At 69.2% G+C, this 17,576-nt stretch carries 17 protein-coding genes; 10 read left to right on the forward strand and 7 right to left on the reverse strand.

Annotation, left to right across the window (positions count from 1 at the left end; all coding sequences use genetic code 11):
- Window positions 1–15: 15 nt before the first annotated feature.
- A complete protein-coding gene (locus tag ACQPXM_RS30590; protein ID WP_432939967.1) occupies window positions 16–1,386 on the forward strand; it encodes a PKD domain-containing protein in 1,371 nt (456 codons plus the stop codon).
- Window positions 1,387–1,420: 34 nt separating this feature from the next.
- Here ACQPXM_RS30590 and ACQPXM_RS30595 read toward each other — a convergent pair whose 3' ends face one another.
- From ACQPXM_RS30595 to ACQPXM_RS30625, 7 genes are all read right to left on the reverse strand, one after another.
- Window positions 1,421–2,074, reverse strand: coding sequence for a response regulator (locus ACQPXM_RS30595; RefSeq protein ID WP_432939969.1), 654 nt, complete (start codon window positions 2,072–2,074; stop codon window positions 1,421–1,423).
- Entirely contained in the window at window positions 2,068–3,474 is a 1,407-nt protein-coding gene (locus ACQPXM_RS30600) for a sensor histidine kinase (protein WP_432939971.1), read from the reverse strand. The genes ACQPXM_RS30595 and ACQPXM_RS30600 overlap by 7 nt, the downstream gene beginning before the upstream one ends.
- A gap of 71 nt (window positions 3,475–3,545) precedes the next feature.
- Window positions 3,546–4,421: a hypothetical protein gene (locus ACQPXM_RS30605; RefSeq protein ID WP_432939973.1), complete on the reverse strand. Its 876-nt coding sequence runs from the start codon at window positions 4,419–4,421 to the stop codon at window positions 3,546–3,548.
- Window positions 4,422–4,457: 36 nt separating this feature from the next.
- Window positions 4,458–5,285: a carbohydrate ABC transporter permease gene (locus ACQPXM_RS30610; RefSeq protein WP_432939975.1), complete on the reverse strand. Its 828-nt coding sequence runs from the start codon at window positions 5,283–5,285 to the stop codon at window positions 4,458–4,460.
- Window positions 5,282–6,223 carry a carbohydrate ABC transporter permease gene (locus tag ACQPXM_RS30615; protein ID WP_432939978.1) on the reverse strand — a complete coding sequence of 314 codons (942 nt, stop codon included), beginning with the start codon at window positions 6,221–6,223 and terminating at the stop codon, window positions 5,282–5,284. Before ACQPXM_RS30615 ends, ACQPXM_RS30610 begins: the two co-directional genes overlap by 4 nt.
- Window positions 6,224–6,266: 43 nt before the next feature.
- Window positions 6,267–7,661, reverse strand: a complete 1,395-nt coding sequence (locus ACQPXM_RS30620) for an extracellular solute-binding protein (protein ID WP_432939980.1) — start codon at window positions 7,659–7,661, stop codon at window positions 6,267–6,269.
- Between the two features lie 186 nt (window positions 7,662–7,847).
- Window positions 7,848–8,855, reverse strand: coding sequence for a hypothetical protein (locus ACQPXM_RS30625; RefSeq protein WP_432939982.1), 1,008 nt, complete (start codon window positions 8,853–8,855; stop codon window positions 7,848–7,850).
- Between the two features lie 102 nt (window positions 8,856–8,957).
- Between ACQPXM_RS30625 and ACQPXM_RS30630 the strand changes: the two genes are divergently transcribed.
- The 9 genes from ACQPXM_RS30630 (at window position 8,958) to ACQPXM_RS30670 (ending at window position 17,570) form a co-directional block, all read left to right on the forward strand.
- The gene (locus tag ACQPXM_RS30630) at window positions 8,958–9,572 is read left to right on the forward strand and encodes a TetR/AcrR family transcriptional regulator (RefSeq protein ID WP_432939984.1); all 615 of its coding nucleotides are present in this window, start codon (window positions 8,958–8,960) and stop codon (window positions 9,570–9,572) included.
- A gap of 161 nt (window positions 9,573–9,733) precedes the next feature.
- Window positions 9,734–10,969: an MFS transporter gene (locus tag ACQPXM_RS30635; RefSeq protein WP_432939986.1), complete on the forward strand. Its 1,236-nt coding sequence runs from the start codon at window positions 9,734–9,736 to the stop codon at window positions 10,967–10,969.
- Entirely contained in the window at window positions 10,969–12,144 is a 1,176-nt protein-coding gene (locus ACQPXM_RS30640) for a radical SAM protein (protein ID WP_432939989.1), read from the forward strand. The genes ACQPXM_RS30635 and ACQPXM_RS30640 overlap by 1 nt, the downstream gene beginning before the upstream one ends.
- Before the next feature lie 2 nt (window positions 12,145–12,146).
- Complete coding sequence (locus ACQPXM_RS30645; RefSeq protein ID WP_432939992.1) at window positions 12,147–12,410, forward strand: acyl carrier protein; 264 nt, start codon at window positions 12,147–12,149, stop codon at window positions 12,408–12,410.
- Window positions 12,407–13,591: a hypothetical protein gene (locus ACQPXM_RS30650; RefSeq protein ID WP_432939994.1), complete on the forward strand. Its 1,185-nt coding sequence runs from the start codon at window positions 12,407–12,409 to the stop codon at window positions 13,589–13,591. The genes ACQPXM_RS30645 and ACQPXM_RS30650 overlap by 4 nt, the downstream gene beginning before the upstream one ends.
- Entirely contained in the window at window positions 13,581–14,543 is a 963-nt protein-coding gene (locus ACQPXM_RS30655; RefSeq protein WP_432939997.1) for a Gfo/Idh/MocA family protein, read from the forward strand. The genes ACQPXM_RS30650 and ACQPXM_RS30655 overlap by 11 nt, the downstream gene beginning before the upstream one ends.
- The gene (locus tag ACQPXM_RS30660) at window positions 14,540–15,445 is read left to right on the forward strand and encodes a phosphotransferase family protein (protein WP_432939999.1); all 906 of its coding nucleotides are present in this window, start codon (window positions 14,540–14,542) and stop codon (window positions 15,443–15,445) included. The genes ACQPXM_RS30655 and ACQPXM_RS30660 overlap by 4 nt, the downstream gene beginning before the upstream one ends.
- A gap of 11 nt (window positions 15,446–15,456) precedes the next feature.
- Complete coding sequence (locus ACQPXM_RS30665; RefSeq protein ID WP_432940001.1) at window positions 15,457–16,479, forward strand: hypothetical protein; 1,023 nt, start codon at window positions 15,457–15,459, stop codon at window positions 16,477–16,479.
- Window positions 16,476–17,570 carry a condensation domain-containing protein gene (locus tag ACQPXM_RS30670; protein WP_432940003.1) on the forward strand — a complete coding sequence of 365 codons (1,095 nt, stop codon included), beginning with the start codon at window positions 16,476–16,478 and terminating at the stop codon, window positions 17,568–17,570. Before ACQPXM_RS30665 ends, ACQPXM_RS30670 begins: the two co-directional genes overlap by 4 nt.
- Window positions 17,571–17,576 lie beyond the last annotated feature (6 nt).

Here is a 17,576-nt window from a genome sequence, read left to right on the forward strand (position 1 = left end):
CACGGAGGGCACCTCATGTTCAAGTTCACCCGGCACGCGGTGCTGGCGACAGGGCTGGCGGCCACGGCCGGCCTGGTCCTCGCCGGGATCGCACACGCCGACAACATCAACGACGCCATCGCCAACGACGCCGTCAGCCTGACCCTGGTGGCCGGCGACGTCACCTCGACAGGTCAGGCCACGGTGAAGGTCGTCGGAGCCAACAACGACACCGAGCCCGGCTGCAACATCGACAACGGCGAGCAGCTGGGCATCACGTTCGTCACCCCGGCCGGCGTGACGGCCACCCCGGCCTCGCAGCTGTTCACCAACTGCGCGACGACGCTCCCGGTCAGCTTCACCGCCGCCGCGGGTGCGGTCGGCGGAACGGTCACCGCGACGATCACCACGAACACGACCGGCAGCTCGGCGGCCGGCTACAACAACAACGTCGCGATCCCGATCACGATCGAGCAGCCGGTGAAGGTCTCGTCCCCGCCGGTCGCCGCGGTGCTGCCCGCCGACGCCACCGGTGACGAAGGCTCCGCGCTGTCCACCAGCGGATCGTTCACCGACGCCGACGGCAACAGCACGCTGACCGTCAGCAAGGTGAGCGGCGCCGGCGCCGTGACCGACAACGGCGACGGCACCTGGTCCTGGTCGCACACCAGCACCGACGATGCCAATGGCACCGTCGTCGTCCAGGCCACCGACGGCGAGCACGCTCCGACCACCGAGAGCTTCGGGTGGACGGCGTCCAACGTGGCGCCTTCGATCGGGCAGGTCTCCAGCAGCAGGCTCGGCGCCTGCGCGGTCACGGTGAACGCGGCGTTCACCGACCCGGGATCGGCCGACACCCACAGCGCGGTGATCACCTGGGGCGACGGCACCAGCAGCACCGTCGATCCCGCGACCACTCCGGTCGCCGGCAGCCACACGTTCGGTGCCAACGGCACCTATCAGGTCGGTGTGACGGTCACCGACGACGACGCGGGCAGCGACAGCCGCGCGGCCGCCGCGAGCTTCGCCACGCAGAACACGCCCGGCGCGATCATGCAACCGATCAACGCCGCCGGCACCCGGAGCGTGTTCAAGCTCGGCAGCACGATCCCGGTGAAGATCACCGTCACCGGCTGCGACGGCGCCGCGGTCAGCACGCTCAGCCCGTCGGTGGCCCTGACCAGGCTCGACAGCATGCCCGACGGCACGGTCAACGAGTCGGCGATGGAGACCGTCTCGACCAACGGCCTGGCGATGCGCTGGTCGGACCCGCAGTACATCTACAACCTGACCAGCAAGCTCAGCCAGCACACCGGGGCCGCGCTGAGCGCCGGCACCTACCGGGTGACGGTGTCGGACAGCAGCTTCACCGGGCCGGTCTCAGCTCAGTTCGACCTCCGGAAATGACTCCACGTGAGGGCGGCCAGGAGGGAGGCCGCCCTCACGGAGAGTCGTCCCGCAGCAGGTCGAGGGCGGCCTGACGGCCTTTCACCTTGAGCTTGCGCAGCACCGACGAGATGTGCACCCGCACCGTGGTCGGCGACAGGAACAGTCGCCGCGCCACCTCGTCGGTGCTGAGGCCTTCGGCCAGCAGTTCCATCACCTCCCACTCGCGGGAGGTGAGCCGGGCCGCCACCTTCGGCCGGCGGCCGAAGCGGGCCCGGCCGGGCACCCGGAACTCGTCCAGGATCCGGGCCACCAGCGAGCGCGGGATCGCCGCCTCGCCGGACAGCACCCCGCGCAACGCGGCGGGCAACCGGACCGGATCGGTGTCCTTCAGCAAGTAGCCGGACGCACCGGCCCGCAGCGAGTCGAACAGGTCGGCGTCGTCGCGGGAGATGGTGAGCATCACGATCGAGATCTCGGGCAGCAGCTGGGCGATCCGGGCCGCCGCGCGGATGCCGCTGCCGGGCATGTGTACGTCGAGCAGGACGATGTCCGGTGCGTGTTCCTCCGCCAGGCGAACCGCCTCCGGCCCGGTCGCGCCCTCGGCGCACACCTCGAACCCGCCCGCCTCCAGCGCCGTACGGATCCGGCCGCGGAGTTGCGGGTGGTCGTCCGCGATCACCACGCGGTACCGCTCCGCACTCACCATCTGACCTCCACCTTGGTACCGGCGCCTGGCTGCGAGTCGATCCCGAACGTCCCGGGCAACGCGGCCGCGCGTTCCCGCATGCTGATCAGGCCGAACCCCGGATCGTCCGCCGTCCGGCGATCCGGCGCGAAGCCGGTGCCGTCGTCGGTCACCTCCAGGAACCGCCCCTCGCTGTTCTCGCCGAGCACGACCCGGACGTGCTCCGCCCGACCATGCCGTACGGCGTTGAACTCCCGCGCGATCCGCACCAGCGCGTGCCGCTGCGCGCCGTCGGCGGCGACGGAGTCGTCCAGCTCGAGCGCCAGCTTCACGCCGTACCGCTCGGCGATCTGCTCGACCGCGCGGTGCAGCGCCTGCGCGAGCGGCTCGTCCGCGGCCCGGCCCAGCGCGACCAGCATCTGCCGTGCCTCGTCCAGCGCGCGTTCACTCGCTCCGACGATCCGGCCGACCCGTGCCTCGTCGACCGTCGCGAAGGCCGCCAGTTCGGAGCGGATGTAGCCCAGCTCCTGCAGGACGCCGTCGTGCATCTCGCGCGCGAGCCTGCGCCGGTCCTCCGCCACCGCGGCCTCGGCCTGCGCCGACCAGTACCTGCTGATCTCCCGGCCGGCTCCGATGAGCAGCAGCAGGTAGCACCCGGTCCGCAGGACGTCGCCGCTGTAGATCCAGTCCGCACCGGTCGACGGGAAGACCAGGTAGTTCAGCCGAGCCATGGCGCCGAGTGCACAGGCCGGACCGAGCCAGCGCAGCAGTACGTCGTCGCGGTTGCGGGCCTGGATGGTGAACGCGACAGCGGCCGCCGCGAAGCTAACCAGCGTGACCAGCTGCGCGGCCAGCAGACCGGGGTGACCACTGGTCACCGTGGGCAGACCGACGTCGCCACCGAGTCCCGCGGCCCGCGGCAGCTCGTCGCGCCGCCAGAGCAACACGGCGGCGACCAGCAGCACCACCCCGGCGATCGGCGCGAGCACCCACCGCTGCCACGTCGTACGGACCGATCGGGCCGGCAGCAAGGCGGCCGCGGCGATCAGCAAGGTCCCCAGCACCCGCAACGGCGGCGGCAGCCAGAGTCCGAGCGCCTGCACCGACTCCGAGCGAGCCAGCGTCAGCACCAGTCCGGCGTTCGCCACCCCCAGCAACGCGAGTCCCTGCAGCAGGAACAGGTCCTGCCGGCTACCGCTCCGCCGAAACCGCCCGTAGACCAGATACGAAAGCAGCACCGCCACACACGCGTCGACCGTCTCCAGCACCAGGTGCGAAGCAGGACTCCGGTACTCCACCACCCGCTCGCCCGCAGCAACCAGCGCGACCGTGACCACCACTCCGGCCACCACAGCCAACACCACCGCCGCCGCCGGACCACGCCTGGCCGCCGGCCGCCCCCGTGTCACGGCATCGCCCATGGTCACCGACCGTACGCCCTAAGCACTCACCCCGGCACCACCCAACCGACACGAGGCGCCCTGTGCACCCCTCAGTCAGCCATCACGTAGGCCACCACACCTGTCGGTACGCCGGGCAACCCGGCCACCCGCTCGGCGACCGCGAGCAACTCCTCCTCGGAGGCACCGGACAGCACGAAGACGTGGACATCTCCCTCGCCGGTCGAAACATCCTGTACGACGAAGCTCCCGTCACTGGCCTCGTCCGCCAGAAACCCGTCGACCTCGTCGATCCACTCGTCGCCGTACGCCTCGTCGGTCACCGGCACCTGCACTTCGACAACCAGCGGCCCGTCCCCCGGACCACGGACGACCCGCACCGGCAACCGCTCCGGCGGGCGCAGCACTTCGGTCAGCAGGGCGCCCTCGCCCGTCGGACGCAGCGGCCGGTACACGGTCCGCTCCGGATCCCGCAACGGCTGACCGTTCCGTGCGTCGAGCAGCTCCCGCAACCGCCGCCGCCGCAGGGTCCCAACGCTCAACGGCAACGGCAGGACGACGTCAGGAACCTGCGGCGGGTCACCCGCCAGCCGTAGTTTCTCCCGCACCCGCCCGATCCCGTCGAGCACCACGGGCAAAGCCCACATCCGGCGCTCGTCCGGCTCCAGCTGCTCCAGCGCCTCGAAGTCGACGTGCAGCCGCACCAGGTGCCGTTTGCGTCCACGGATGACTCGTTCGTCGGCGCCGATGCGCGCGAGACCCTCCGCGCCCAGCGGCGACAGCGGCTTCAGTACAACGGCTTCGATCTGCAGCACCGGCGCTTTGCTTGCCGAGCGCCACCAGCTCAGCCAGCCAGTGTCCTCCCCCAGCAGGTCGATGACCCGGTCGAACTCGGCCGTGAAGCCTGCCTCGGCTCCGTCGGTCAGCGAGAAGACTCCGCCCTCCAGCCACCAGTCCGGTTCGTCCACGCGTCGCATCCTAGGCGTGGACGAACCGGATCGGGGTCAGCCCTTGATCGCGCCGCCGAGGGCGAAGGCGCCGCCGAGTTTGCGGCTGAGCAGGAGGTACAGCAGCAGGACGGGGAAGGTGTAGATCAGCGAGTACGCCGCCAGCTGGCCGTAGTTCGGTTCGCCGTACTGGCCGAAGAAGGTGAAGATGCTGACCGAGGCGGGCAGGCGTTCCGGGGAGAGCAGCAGCATGAAGGGGACGAAGAAGTTTCCCCACATGCCGATGAAGGTGAAGATCAGCACGACCGCGATGCCCGGCCACATCAGCGGCAGGACGATGCGGCGCAGGGCCTGCATGTTGCCGGCGCCGTCCACCCAGGCCGCCTCTTCGAGCGAGATCGGTACGCCGTCCATGAACGTCTTGGTCAGCCAGATCGCGAACGGCAGCGAGCTGGTGGCCATGAACATGATCGTGCCGCCGAGCGTGTCGACCAGGTTGAGCTGCACGAACAGGCCGTAGACCGGGACCATCACCGCGGTGATCGGCAGCCCGGTGCAGAACAGCACGGTCAGCAGGAACGGCCGGTTGAAGCGCGACTTGAACCGCGACAGCGGGTAGGCCGCGAGCACCGCGCAGATCATCGTGAGCAGTGCCGCGCCGCCGCACAGCACGATGCCGTTCAGCACCGGCCGGTACGTCGTGTCGGTGTTCAGCACCGCCTTGAAGTTGCCCAGTGTCGGGTTGGTCGGGAACTCGACCGTCAGCCCGGCGGTCCGGTTGATCGAGGCGAACAGCACCCACAGCAGCGGCAGCACGAACAGCACACCGATCCCCAGCAGCACCAGGTTCGAGGTGACCTTGCTGACGCGGTCCCGGGCAATCATGCTGCCTCCGTGTTGAGTCCACGCAGGTAGATCAGCGAGAAGACCGCCCCGATCGCCAGCATCACCAGCGCGATCGCGGTGCCGTAGCCGATCTGGGAGAAGCTGAACGCCTGCTCGTACATGTACAGCGGCAGCGTCTGGCTCTTGGTGCCGGGCCCGCCGCGGGTCATCGCGTAGATCAGGCCGAACACGCTCAGCGTCTGCAGCGTGATCAGCATCAGGTTGGTCATGATCGCGCGGCTGATCATCGGCAGCGTGACGAAGATCAGCCGGCGCAGACCGGCCGCGCCGTCCATCTCGGCCGACTCCTCGATCTCCTTGGGCACCTCACTGAGCGCCGCCGAGTAGACCAGCATCGAGAACGCCGTACCGCGCCAGATGTTCGCGATCGAGACCGCGATGATCGGGGCCGCGTACAACCAGTCCTGGCCGGGCAGCCCGACCCTGTGCAGGATCACGTTCAGCGTGCCCTCGTCGTTGAAGAACGCGCTGAGCAGGTACGCCGCGACCACCTCCGGCAGCACCCACGCACCGATCACCGCGGTGCCGACGAAGTTGCGGACCAGCTTGGTGGACCGCTTCATCAGCAGCGCCAGGCCGAGGCCGAGGGTGTTCTGCCCGATGATCGCGGAGATCAGCGTGAACACCAGCGTGAGCCAGATCGAGTTCGTGAACGCGCTGCTGCCGAAGGCCTTGCGGAAGTTGTCCAGGCCGACGAACTGGACCTCGTTGGCCCCGGTCCCGGTGAGCGCCATGTTCGTGAACGCGGCGTAGACGCAGTAGATGATCGGGCCGGCCAGGAAGACCAGCATCAGCCCGATGGCCGGTGCCAGCGGCATCATCTTGAGCAGCTTGGCGCCGCGCGGGGGCCCGCCCCGCCCGGTCTGGTGACCGGACGGAGCAGGCGCGGACGCGGCGGGTGCGACAGTCGTCGTCACAGAGCAGTCCCTTCGTCAAAGCCCGTCAGGGGACGGGATCCGCTTACTGGCCTTGACTCTGGTTGGTCGTCTTGTCCTTGCCGACGATGCTCTCGACCGCCTCGTCGTAGTTCTTGGCCGCTTCCTCCGGCGACGACTGCTTGGTCATCACCGCTTCCATCGCGGTGATGATCTCGTTGGAGACCTTCGGGTACTCCGGCAGCGCCGGCCGGTACACGGTCACCGCCACCAGGTCGGTGAAGAACTGCGTCGACTTGGCCGAGGTCTTGTAGCCCTCGTCGGCCGCGACATCCTTGCGGACCGCGATCTGCGCGCCGTCGGTGGCGTACTTGGTCGCGTTCTTCTGCGTCTGCAGGGTCTTGATGAAGTTCCACGCCGCGTCGGGGTTCTTCGACTTGGCCGGGATCGCCCAGGTCCAGCCGCCGGACAGGCTGACCTTGCCCTTGCCGCTGCCGTCCTGGGTCGGCATCGCGGCCTGGCCGAGCACCTCGGTCCACTGCGGCCACGGCTTGGCGCCGGTCTTCTGCCAGTTGTTGTAGAGCCACGAGCCGTCCAGCGCGATCGCCAGCTTGCCGTTGGGCAGCAGGTCGCTGCCGACCTTGTTGCCCCAGTTCGGGTCCAGCGACTGCTTGGGCTGCGGTGCGATGCCCTCGTCGAAGATCGTCTTGATGAAGTTCAGCGAGTCCTTGAAGCCCTGGCTGCCGACGACCCACTTCTGCTGGTCGAAGTTGTAGAGCGTGTCCTTGGTGCCGTAGAGCAGCATCTCCAGGCCCTGCATGGCCGAGGCCTCACCCATCGGCTTGCCGGAGTACACGTTCAGCGGGATGACGCCGGGCACCTTCTGCTTGATGGTGCGGGCCGCGGTCAGCACGTCGTCCCAGTTCTTCGGCTGCCAGTCGGCGGGCAGGCCGGCCTTGGCGAAGATCTGCTTGTTGAACCACAGCGCCCGGGTGTCGGTGCCGTCCGGGATGCCGTACGTCTTGCCGTCCTGCGCCTTGGCCGCGCCCTTGGCGGTCTCCTCGAACTGGTTCCAGTCCGGCCAGTCCTTGATGTAGTCGTCCAGCGGCCGCAGGTAGCCCGCGGTGATGTCGGAGTTGATCAGGAACGTGTCCTCGTAGACGATGTCCGGCGCCGTGTTCGGCGAGCGCATCATCAGCTGCAGCTTGGTGTAGTAGTCGTTCTCGCTGGCCACGATCGGCACGATCTCGACCTTCGAGCCGGGGTTGGCCGCCTCGTACTCGGCCTTCGCGCCGGTGAGGAAGTTCTTCATCACCGTGCCCGGGCCCCACTGCTGGTAGGCGATCTTGATGTTCGCCGGGCCGGAGCTGGCAGCGCCCGCCTCCGGCGTCTTGGTGGTCGACCCCTGACTGCAGGCCGAGACCCCCAGCAAGAGCGCGCCCACGGCGAGAACACCCGCCGACTTGAAACGTTTCCTCATGACCATCACGTCCACCTTCGGGCAATCGTTGTCATCCCGGTACCACCGCTCAAACCCCGTGGGCTTTCCGCGACCGTAGGAGGCTGAGACCAGTGAAGTCAATGGTTGACAGACAACGTTGTCCTCGTCCGGAGCGACGTCAGCGGTGACCGGCTCGTAACGATCCGGTCACCGCTTCGCCGTCGATCAGACCGTAACGGGCGACCCCTGCGGACGAGCCTGTACGACGCGCCGGCCGCGCGCGGCGCCGAGTCCGCACAGCACCAGGCCGAGGACCAGCCAGCCTCCGAGCACCAGCAACGGCCGCCCCGCGCCGGCTCCGTCGAAGAAGCTGACCGAGCGCAGCGCCGTACCGGCGGCGCCCGGCGGAAGGAACTGCCCGAGTGCTCCCCAGCCGCTCGGCAGCATCTCCGGCGCGCTGGTCAACCCCGACAGCGGATTGCCGAGCAGCATCATCACCGCGGCGCCCAGCCCGAGCCCCGCCGTACCGATCAGCCACTCCAGCCCCAGCAGGGTCACGCTGATCGCCGCGATCGCCGTTGCGACCACCGCCGCGTTGGCCCAGTAGCTGCCCTCCAAGGAGCCCAGCCAGAACTGCAGCACCGCGGCCAGCGCGAGCGAGCCCGCTACGGCGAACCCGATCGCGCCGAGCACCCGGGTCGCGCCCGGCTTCGCGAAGTTCGTCAGCGCCGCGGCCGCGAGAATCCCGCCCAGCACCAGCGGCAACGCACCCGCCGCCAGGCCCGCACCGCGCGGATCGTCGGCCGACAACGGAACCACGTCGGTCACCTTCGGCCCGGCGGCAGGGTTCTGCGCCGCCAGCCGTCCGGCCACCTGCGTCAGCAACTGCGAGACGACCGGCCCCGCGGCCGAGGCGGTGAGCACCTCGGGCGCGGCCTGGTCGAGCACGATCGCGCCGTACACGTCCCGGTCCTGGATCGCCTGGACAGCGGCCGCCCGGTCGGCGACCGGCTCGATCGCGAACCCGCCGGGCATCGCCTGCTCCAGCGCGGCGGTGACCTGACCGACCGCGGCCTGCGGACCGGCGACCGCCAGCGGGACGTCGCGGGGCTCGGACCGCGCGGCCGGCCAGGCGAACGCGATCAGCAGCACCGTCAGTACCGCGGTGAGCAGGGTGACGACGGCGACCACCGGAGGACGCCGGGGGCCGGCGGTGGCAGATGTGGCGGACATGATCTCACTCCCCTAAAAACGAATGACCGTTCTTTATTACTTCCGAGCGTGACGCGGTCGGGACGAGTTGTCAAGAACGGACATTCGTTTTAAGTTCGCGGTATGCCCAAGGTCACCGCCGAACACCGGCTCGCCCGCCGCGAGCAGATCGTCCAGGCGGCCCTGCGCTGCGTTGCCGAGCACGGCTTCCACAAGACGACGATGGCCGACGTGATCCGGGAGTCGGAGCTGTCGGCCGGCGCGGTCTACGGGTACTTCCGGAGCAAGGACGAGATCATCGCGGCGATCGCCGACTCCGCGTTGAGCACGGTCGACGAACTGTTCGAGGGCATCCTGTCCACCGACGATCCGCTGTCGCCCGCCGACGCGATGCGGGTCGTGCTCGAGCACGTGGTGAAGATCGCGGGCCGTCCCGGTGGCGACGTCACCCGCGTCGGACTGCAGGCCTGGGCCGAGTCGATGCACAACCCGGCGATCGCCGCGGTCGCCAAGCAGAAGTACACGATCCTGCGCGCGCACTACGCCGCGGTCGCCCGCCGCGCCCAGGCCGACGGCACGCTGCCCGCCGACGTCGAGCCCGAGCACATCGCGCAGGTCCTGTTCGGGATGCTGCCCGGTTTCATCCTGCAGCGCCTGATGCTCGGCGACGTCACCCCCGAGACGTACACCGCCGGCCTGAACGCCCTGCTCGGTTCGGCCACTCCCCCGCGCCCATAGTCCTCAGAGGACCCTTCACCACACTCTGCGACGAATTGGTGACTCAGGGCCTTGAGTCCGGCGTGCGACCCGGTTAAGTTGTCCGAGGTCTTATTTCAAGCCTTGAACTTAGGGGGTCACGGCAGGGGCGGAGTTTCACCGACGACGCTGGGGAGTCGAGGGTGGGAGCAACTACTCGCGCGGTGCGATCGCGCGCCGACGTGTCCTGGTACTGGGGCAGCCAGACCGCGAGCTTCGTCGGGGACCGGCTGACCGGATTCGCCGTCGCGACCATCGCGATCCTCACGCTCGACGCGAGCGAGGCCCAGGTCGGGGTGCTGTCCGCGCTGGGCTGGGTCGCCTATCCCACGCTCGGTCTGGTCGCCGGCGCCGCGTTGGCCCACGTCCCTCGCCGCCGGGTGATGATCGGCGGCGAACTGCTGCGCTTCGCCGCCTTCGCCAGCGTCCCGCTCGCCGCACTGGCCGGCTGGGTCAGCGTTCCTCAGCTGTGCCTCGTGGTTGCCGTCGCGGGCGCCGCGATGGTCTTCGTCGACATCGCCGGCCAGTCCTACCTGCCCGCACTCGTCGCACCACGAGACCTGGTCGGCGCGAACGCCAAGCTCCAGAGCTCCGACAGTCTGTCCAAGCTCGTCGGCCCGGCACTCGGCGGTCTTCTCCTCCGCACCACCACCCCGTACGCCGGCCTGCTGCTCTGCGCGATCCCCTTCCTGGCTTCGGCTCTCGGCCGCACCCGCATCACGACCGTCGAGCCGCCACCCGAGCCGATCCGCGAACCACTGCCCCACCGCATCCGCACCGGCTTCGCCTTCGTCTGGCACCACCACCTGCTGCGCCGGCTGGTCTGCGCGGCCGCGATCCGCAGCTTCGGCTCGGGCATGGTCGACGCCGTCCTGCTGCTGTTCGCGTACCGGGTGCTCGGCCTGTCGAGCCTCGCCGGCGGACTGCTGATCGCGGCCGGCTCGGTCGGCGGTCTGCTCGGCGCCGTCGTCGCCAACAAGCTGGCCGCGACCATCGGCGTACGGCGAACGCTGGTGCTCACCGGGCTGGAAGCCCTGTGCTGGTTGGCCGTTCCGCTCTGCCTGCTGAGTGCTCCCGCGCTGGCGCTGGTGGTGATCCGGATCTGCGCCTCCGTCTGGCTGCCGGTGTGGAACGTCGTCACCACCAGCGTCCGCCAGCAGATCACCCCGGCCGGCCTGCAGAGCACCGTGCACGCCACCGCCCGCACGCTCACTTCATCCACCGTGCCGCTCGGCGCCATCACCGGAGGCCTGACCGGCGGCGTACTGAGCGCACAGCTCGGTGCCGCGACCGGTCTGGTCCTCGTCCTCGCCACGGGAGGGGTGATCGCCGGAGCCAGTGCACTGCTCGTCGCCACAGCCACCCACCAGGAGGTCTGATGCGTCCCACCACCACCCGAACGCTGAACACCAAGGAATTCGCGGACATCAAGCACACCGTGTCGATCCGCTCCAGGGCCCGGCGCAACCTGCTCGCCGACCCGACGTACGCCGCCCCGCTGCCGCAGGAGGTCAGCCTGCAGCTCACCTACCGCTGCAACCTGCGCTGCACGCACTGCTACCAGTGGAACGAACAGGGCTTCTTCCGCGACTTCAGCGCCGTCAAGCAGAAGACCGAGCTCGACCTCTCGGTGGTCGAGGACGTGCTGCGGACGACGGCCCCGGTGCGCTCGAAGCTGTTCCTGTGGGGCGGCGAGCCGCTGATGCACACCAGGTTCGACCAGGTCGCCGCGCTGCTGGAGAAGTATCCGCGAACGGTGAACATGTGCACCAACGGCCTGCTGTTCAAGCGCAAGCTGGACGACTTGCTGCGGATCGGTGAGAACCTCAACCTGCTGGTCAGCCTGGACGGACTGGGCGAGGACCACGAGGCACTGCGCGGCCGCGGCACCTTCAAGCGCACGATGGCCAACATCCAGCTGATGCTGGACCTCAAGCGCTCCGGTCAGTGGGACGGTGAGTTGTCGCTGTCGTGCATGGTCAGCCACGTCACCGTGCACAAGATGTACGAGTTCATGGAGTGGGCCGAGGAGCTCGGCGTGAACACGGTCTACTTCCAGTTCCCCTGGTACATCAGCCCCGAGGTGGCCGAGTCGATGGACCGCCTGTACGAGAAGACGTTCTCCTGGCTGAACCCCAGCACCGAGACCAAGAAGCCGACCTGGCACAGCTACACCTACCAGCTGCCGCCGGAGGAGTTGCCCGCCCTGCGGGACTCGATGGCTCGGCTCGCGTCCCGGCCGTGGAACGTCCGCCTGCGCTACCAGCCGCAGCTGGAGGACGACGAGGTCACCGACTTCATCCTCGGCACGTCCCGGCCGGCGCAGCACCGCAGCAAGTGCCTCGCGGTCTCGAACAGGATGGAGGTACACGCCGACGGCGCGGTCAGCTCGTGCAAGTTCTTCCCCGAGTTCGTGGTCGGCAACCTGTACGACCAGCCGGTCGGCGAGCTGTGGCAGAGCCGGTCGTTCCGCGAGGTCCGCCGGATCATGTCCGAGAACGGCATGATGCCGGTCTGCTCGAAGTGCATCCTCCTTTACCTGAACGGAGTCTGAGCATGTCCACCACTGTGATCGAGGACCGCGTGAAGGTCGTGCTGGCCAAGGTCCTGGACAACGGAACCACCGCGGACCAGATCGGCTCCGAGGCCGACCTGGTCGAGCAGTACGGACTGGACTCCCTGCAGACGATCACGTTCCTGCTCGCGATCGAGGACGAGTTCGACCTCGAGCTGGACTACCCGCAGCTGCAGCTCGACGACCTGCGTTCGGTCCGTCAGTTCAGCACCTTCGTCGCCCGTCTGGCCGGCCAGGCCGGATGACGGTCCGATTCGGCACGTTCGACGCGGAGTCGTGGTGGCGACCGGACGACCTGGCCGAGCTGCCGTCGGTCGGCGGCGGTGATCCCGCCGTCGCCACGATGGACGAACTGCTGGCCGGCTTCTGCGCGCCGGGCGACGTCCTGATCACCCGGCGCCCGATGGATCCCGGGCTCCTCGCCGGCTACGGGGTGTCCTTCGAGCACAAGTCGATCGATGGCGCCGGCTCGGGGCCGATCGAACACCACTTGCTCGACGAGCCCTGGCCGGCCGGCGTTCCGCTGGAACCCTACGCGGTCCTGACCCCGCTTCCCGGCCTGCCGTCACCCAAGGTCGTTGCCCAAGTCAACTCGAAGACCTGGTCCAACGAGCTCGTCAGACAGCTCGGTCTCCCGGGCGCGGGACGAGTGGTCCGCTCGGTCGACGAACTGGTTGCCGCGGTCACCGATCTCGACTTCCATGCCTTGGTCAAGGACCCGTACGGCGTCTCCGGTCGCGCCCTGCTCGAGGTCACCACTCCCGGCGTACTGCGGGCGATCGAGCGGGTGCTGCGTCAACAGACAGGAAAACGGGTCGAGCTGCTGGTGCAGGAGAAGTATCCGAAGGCGCACGACTTCTCCGGTCACCTGCACTTACAGCGAGACGGCTCGTGGCAGTTCCTCGGCGTGCAACAGCTGACCAACAAGGGCTTTCGGCACTTGGGCTCCAGCCCCGCGCCCGCCGCACTGATCGACGAAGGCTGGTACGCCGAGTCGCTGGCCGACGTGGTGGCCGCCATCAGCGCCGCCGGCTACTGGGGTCCAGTGGGGATCGACGCGATGCTGCTCGACGACGGCTCGGTAGTGCCGGTGCTGGAGATCAACGCCCGCCAGTCGCTCGGTCTGCTCGCCCTGCATCTCGACCGGCGGTCCCAGGATCTCGCCGCGCATCTCTGGCAAATGGAGCTCAACCTTGCCCCCGGCAAGGGAATTCACGACCTCCTGACTGCCTTCGGCGGCTTGCTGACCACCGGCGACCACACCGGAGTGATGGTGCTCAACGGCAGTCACCTGACCGCGCCCGGCGGCCGGGTGTATGTCGCGATCTTCTGCCGCGCCGGGGAGATCGGCCACTGGCAACACCGCTTGCTGGCCGCAGTGACCGCGGCCGGCCTGACACCGCGAGGGAAGTCCGATGCCGCTTGAGATCGGCCTGATCGGGGCCACCGGAATCGCCGTTCGCACGATGCTCGGCCCGGCCGCGAAGACCGGAGTCGAGGTGCGGGCGGTCGCGGCGAGCGACCCGGTGCGCGCCAAGGAGTTCGCGAGCCGCCACGACATTCCGCTGGTCTACGAGAGCTACGCGGCCCTGCTCGCCGACCCGGCGATCGACGCCGTCTACATCTCCCTGCACAACTCCGCGCACCACCGCTGGGCGGTCCGCGCCGCGGTCGCCGGCAAGGACGTGATCGTCGAGAAGCCGCTTTGCCTGACCGCCGCCGAGGCCGAGGAACTCTGCTTCGCCGCCGAACACACCCGCGTCGTCGAAGCGGTCGCCACCGCCGGCCACCCCTGGCAGGACACCGTCCGCTCGTTCCTCGCCGACACCCGGTACGGCGCACTGCGGTCCGTGCGGACGCGGATGACCTTCGCCGTGCCCGCGCCGGGCGGTTACCGCGACCGCCCCGAGCTGGGCGGCGGCATCTTCTACGACTGCGCGAGCTACTGGCTCCAGGCGCTGCAGGCAACGATCGGGCTCGACCCCACGGCGTACCAGGGATTCTCGGCCTTCGACGGCCCGAACGGCGTGGACCGCGACTTCGAGGCGTCGTTGCATTGGGCTTCGGGCACGGAGGCGACGCTGACCTGCGCGGTCGGTCCGGACCATGTCGCCGAGCACGTCTTCACCTTCGACCGGGCCACGGTGAAACTGCGCAACTTCCTCCGGCCGGTGCTCGGCGCCGTACCGTTGAACCTCGTCGTCACCCCAACTGACGGCGAGCGTGAGGTGATCAGCTTCCCGGCCACCGCGTACTACGAGCACCAGCTCGCCCGGATCGTCGATGACACCGGCGAGGACCTGGCGCACGCCGTACCGCGGATCCAGCTGATGGATGCGATCTACCAGGACGCCTTGTCCCGAAGGGAGAACCGGTGAAACGACAGCTGGACCGCGCGGCGATCGAGGACCTGCTGGACCGCGCCGGGTTCGCGCCGCAGGAGCTGCTCGACCACGAGGAGCTGACCGAGGGCACCTACAACACGGTCTACCGTCTGACGGTCGGCGAACGGCACTTGGTGCTCAAGCTCGCGCCGGACCCGTCCTCTCCCGGGCTGACCCACGAGCAGGCGCTGATCCGGACGGAGACCGAGTTCTACCAGGCGGCGCGCGGCAAAGCGCCGGTGCCGGAGGTCGTGTACGCCGACGCCGAGCTGATGCTGATGACCGCGCTGCCGGGGACGACGCTGCTGCGAAGCGCTCCGGCCGAGCGTTCGTCGTACCGGCGGGAGCTGGGCACGATCGTGCGGAGTCTGCACGAGGTGGTCGGCGCGGACGGGTTCGGGTATCCGCAGCGTGGCTTGCTGCCCACCTGGGCGACCGCCTTCCTGCGCATGCTGGACGACGTGCTGGCCGACGCCGAACGCTTCGGGGTGGAGCTGCCGGAGGGCGTGTCACGGCACCTGGTGCTCGACCGGTTCGAGCTGCTGAACACGGTGCGCACGCCGCGGCTGATCCACTTCGACCTGTGGGACGGCAACATCCTGGTCGACGGCGGGCGGGTCAGTGGGCTGATCGACGGGGAGCGCGCGTTCTGGGGCGATCCGGTCGCGGAGTTCGTCTCGCTGAGCCTTTTCAGCACGCTGGACGACGAACTGCTCGCCGGGTACGGCGCCGACGTCGACCGCGAGCGGCTGTCGCTCTACCGGGTCTACCTCTATCTGATCATGCTGGTCGAGGGCACACCGCGCGGCTACGAGGGCCCGGAGCACGAGGCCACGGTGAAGCTGGTCCAGCGCCATCTGGCCAAGGAACTGGCTGCGCTGGGAGCGGCGCAGTGACAGGCGCCGTCGTGGAGGTACTCACGTCCGGCGTGGCGCTTGGCGTCCACGTGCCAGGGCTGCTGCTCGCCGACCGGATCCGCGAGCAGGGCGGTACGGCGTACGTGTCGGTGCTGGAGCGGCTGATGCCACCGCAGACCCTGGAGACCACCGCCCGGTCGAAGCAGGCCTTCCACCGGGACTTCCGCGTCGCGCTCGCCGGCCAGAAGCTGGCCCGCAACGCGGCCGTCGCGGTAGACCCCGCCGCGGTCGACCAGCTCTTCGCGGACTGGCAGCGGCGCGGCATCACTCGCTTCGTCGTCTTCAGCGGCTTCTGGCTCACTCTGCTGGAGCAGTACGTCGCACAGCACGGCCCAGTCGCGGTGGACGTGTGCCATGTCGATTCGGTGCGCTCACCGTCGTTCGACAAGGCCGGTGGGACCTCACTGCCGGTCCGGCACGTGTGGCTCGCCGATGCCGATGGCGGCAGCGTGCCCTGCAGCATCCCGGTCACCCGCGACGCCCCGGTGCCGTGGGCCGAGCGCGACCGGCGGCTGCTCGTGCACGGCGGCGGCTGGGGCATGGGCACGTACCGGGAGCGCGCCGGTGAGCTGCTGTCCGCCGGCCTCGAGCTGGACGTCATCGCCTACGAGCAACGCGACCTGTCGACCAGTGGCGTGCGCTACTTCATGATCGACCCCGACTGGCATCCATGGCTCGACGACGGCTACCCGCCGTTCGGCCCGGCGGGCCAGGGGTTCGTGCGGCGGACCGGTCACCACGGCTCCTTCGACCTGTGCCGGCAGGCGGTGGCGTCGGTCAGCAAACCTGGGGGTGGGACCCTGCTGGATTCGTTGTGGTCGGCAACACCGCTTGTTCTGTTGGAGCCGTTCGGCGCCCACGAGCAACGCAACGCGGACCTGTGGATCTCACTGGGCTATGGCATCTCGTTCGAGGACTGGCAGCGCAAGGACTTCGCGGTGGAGGTGCTGGAGGAACTGCACACCGCCTTGCTCGCCGCGGACGTGCCGGACTACTCGAAGGAGCTGCTGTGAGGACGTCGCTCTGGCAGTCCTTCGCGCTCGAGTTGGACGCCCGGCGCCCAGGCTTCGCTCTCGGGCCCTGGTTCACCATGAACGCGATGCTCGCGCTGGACGGCGAGCTGGACGCTGGGCGGCTGGCTGCGGCCTTCGACACCTTGCAGCGTCGACACGACATCCTCCGCACCGACTCTCGTACTGCTGAACTCGAGCTCGTCCGAGAAGCCGCTCTGCACATCCCGGTCCCGCTGGCTGCTCCGATCCGGCTGCAGCTCTCCGGTGACCGACTGACCCTGCACCTCCACCACATGGTCTCCGACCCGGTCACCCTGTGGCTCGCGCTCACCGAACTGGCCGCCCTGTACTCCGGCGAAGACCTCCCATCCGCGCCCCAGTACGCCGACTACCTGCTCGACGAAGCCGAGCAAGTGGGCCGGAACACTGATGCGGCCGGCGCCTGGTGGCAGAGCCGAGTCACCGACGCCAAGATCTGCCCGCAGCCCTCCAGCGCTCCGGGCTCTCCGTTCGCCTACCGGAGCGAGCTGCTCTCTGCCGCCGAGGCCGCTCGCGTCGATCAGCTGATCCGCTCGCACCGCAGCACTCCCCTGGTGACCTTGCTGGCCGCACTGGCTTCGGCGATGGAACCGTCGGCAGGAGACACGCTGGTCTTCAACACGCTCTTCAGCAAGCGCGACCGGCCGGCCTGGCAGCGGGTGCTCGGCCCCTGCCTCGTGCCGTCGGTGCTGGCCATCCCACGCTCGACCGGCTCGCTGGCGACCGACGTACCGGCCATGCGGGACGCCGTCGTCGGCTGCAGCCGCTACGCGCGCTACCCGGTCCTGGAGCTCGAGGTGCCGCCGCGGACGCCGTTCTTCGAGTACGTGCCGCAGCAGTGGCCTGGTGGCTACGACTTCGGAGCGGTGCGCGGTGAGGTGATCGCGGCGGCCGGGCCGAAGGACACCGGGCTCGCGGACGCGCTGGCGATCCGGGTGCGGCCGACGGCGGACGGCGTACTCGCCGGGCACTTCAGTGGGGACGGCTCGGACTGGTCCGAGCCGCTGGTGAAGGCCGTGGCGAGCGGCGTCCGGGACTACCTGCTGGGGTAGGGCTAG

The organism is Kribbella sp. CA-253562, from assembly GCF_050942265.1.
Taxonomy (GTDB): domain Bacteria; phylum Actinomycetota; class Actinomycetes; order Propionibacteriales; family Kribbellaceae; genus Kribbella.

Bases quoted from the DNA above. Each gene is read 5' to 3' on its own strand.
- ACQPXM_RS30610 (WP_432939975.1), bottom strand. From the start codon at position 5,285: ATGATTGCCCGGGACCGCGTCAGCAAGGTCACCTCGAACCTGGTGCTG.
- ACQPXM_RS30625 (WP_432939982.1), bottom strand. From the start codon at position 8,855: ATGTCCGCCACATCTGCCACCGCCGGCCCCCGGCGTCCTCCGGTGGTC.
- ACQPXM_RS30655 (WP_432939997.1), top strand. From the start codon at position 13,581: ATGCCGCTTGAGATCGGCCTGATCGGGGCCACCGGAATCGCCGTTCGC.
- ACQPXM_RS30645 (WP_432939992.1), top strand. From the start codon at position 12,147: ATGTCCACCACTGTGATCGAGGACCGCGTGAAGGTCGTGCTGGCCAAG.
- ACQPXM_RS30620 (WP_432939980.1), bottom strand. From the start codon at position 7,661: ATGAGGAAACGTTTCAAGTCGGCGGGTGTTCTCGCCGTGGGCGCGCTC.
- ACQPXM_RS30590 (WP_432939967.1), top strand. From the start codon at position 16: ATGTTCAAGTTCACCCGGCACGCGGTGCTGGCGACAGGGCTGGCGGCC.
- ACQPXM_RS30640 (WP_432939989.1), top strand. From the start codon at position 10,969: ATGCGTCCCACCACCACCCGAACGCTGAACACCAAGGAATTCGCGGAC.
- ACQPXM_RS30630 (WP_432939984.1), top strand. From the start codon at position 8,958: ATGCCCAAGGTCACCGCCGAACACCGGCTCGCCCGCCGCGAGCAGATC.
- ACQPXM_RS30595 (WP_432939969.1), bottom strand. From the start codon at position 2,074: ATGGTGAGTGCGGAGCGGTACCGCGTGGTGATCGCGGACGACCACCCG.
- ACQPXM_RS30600 (WP_432939971.1), bottom strand. From the start codon at position 3,474: ATGGGCGATGCCGTGACACGGGGGCGGCCGGCGGCCAGGCGTGGTCCG.
- ACQPXM_RS30650 (WP_432939994.1), top strand. From the start codon at position 12,407: ATGACGGTCCGATTCGGCACGTTCGACGCGGAGTCGTGGTGGCGACCG.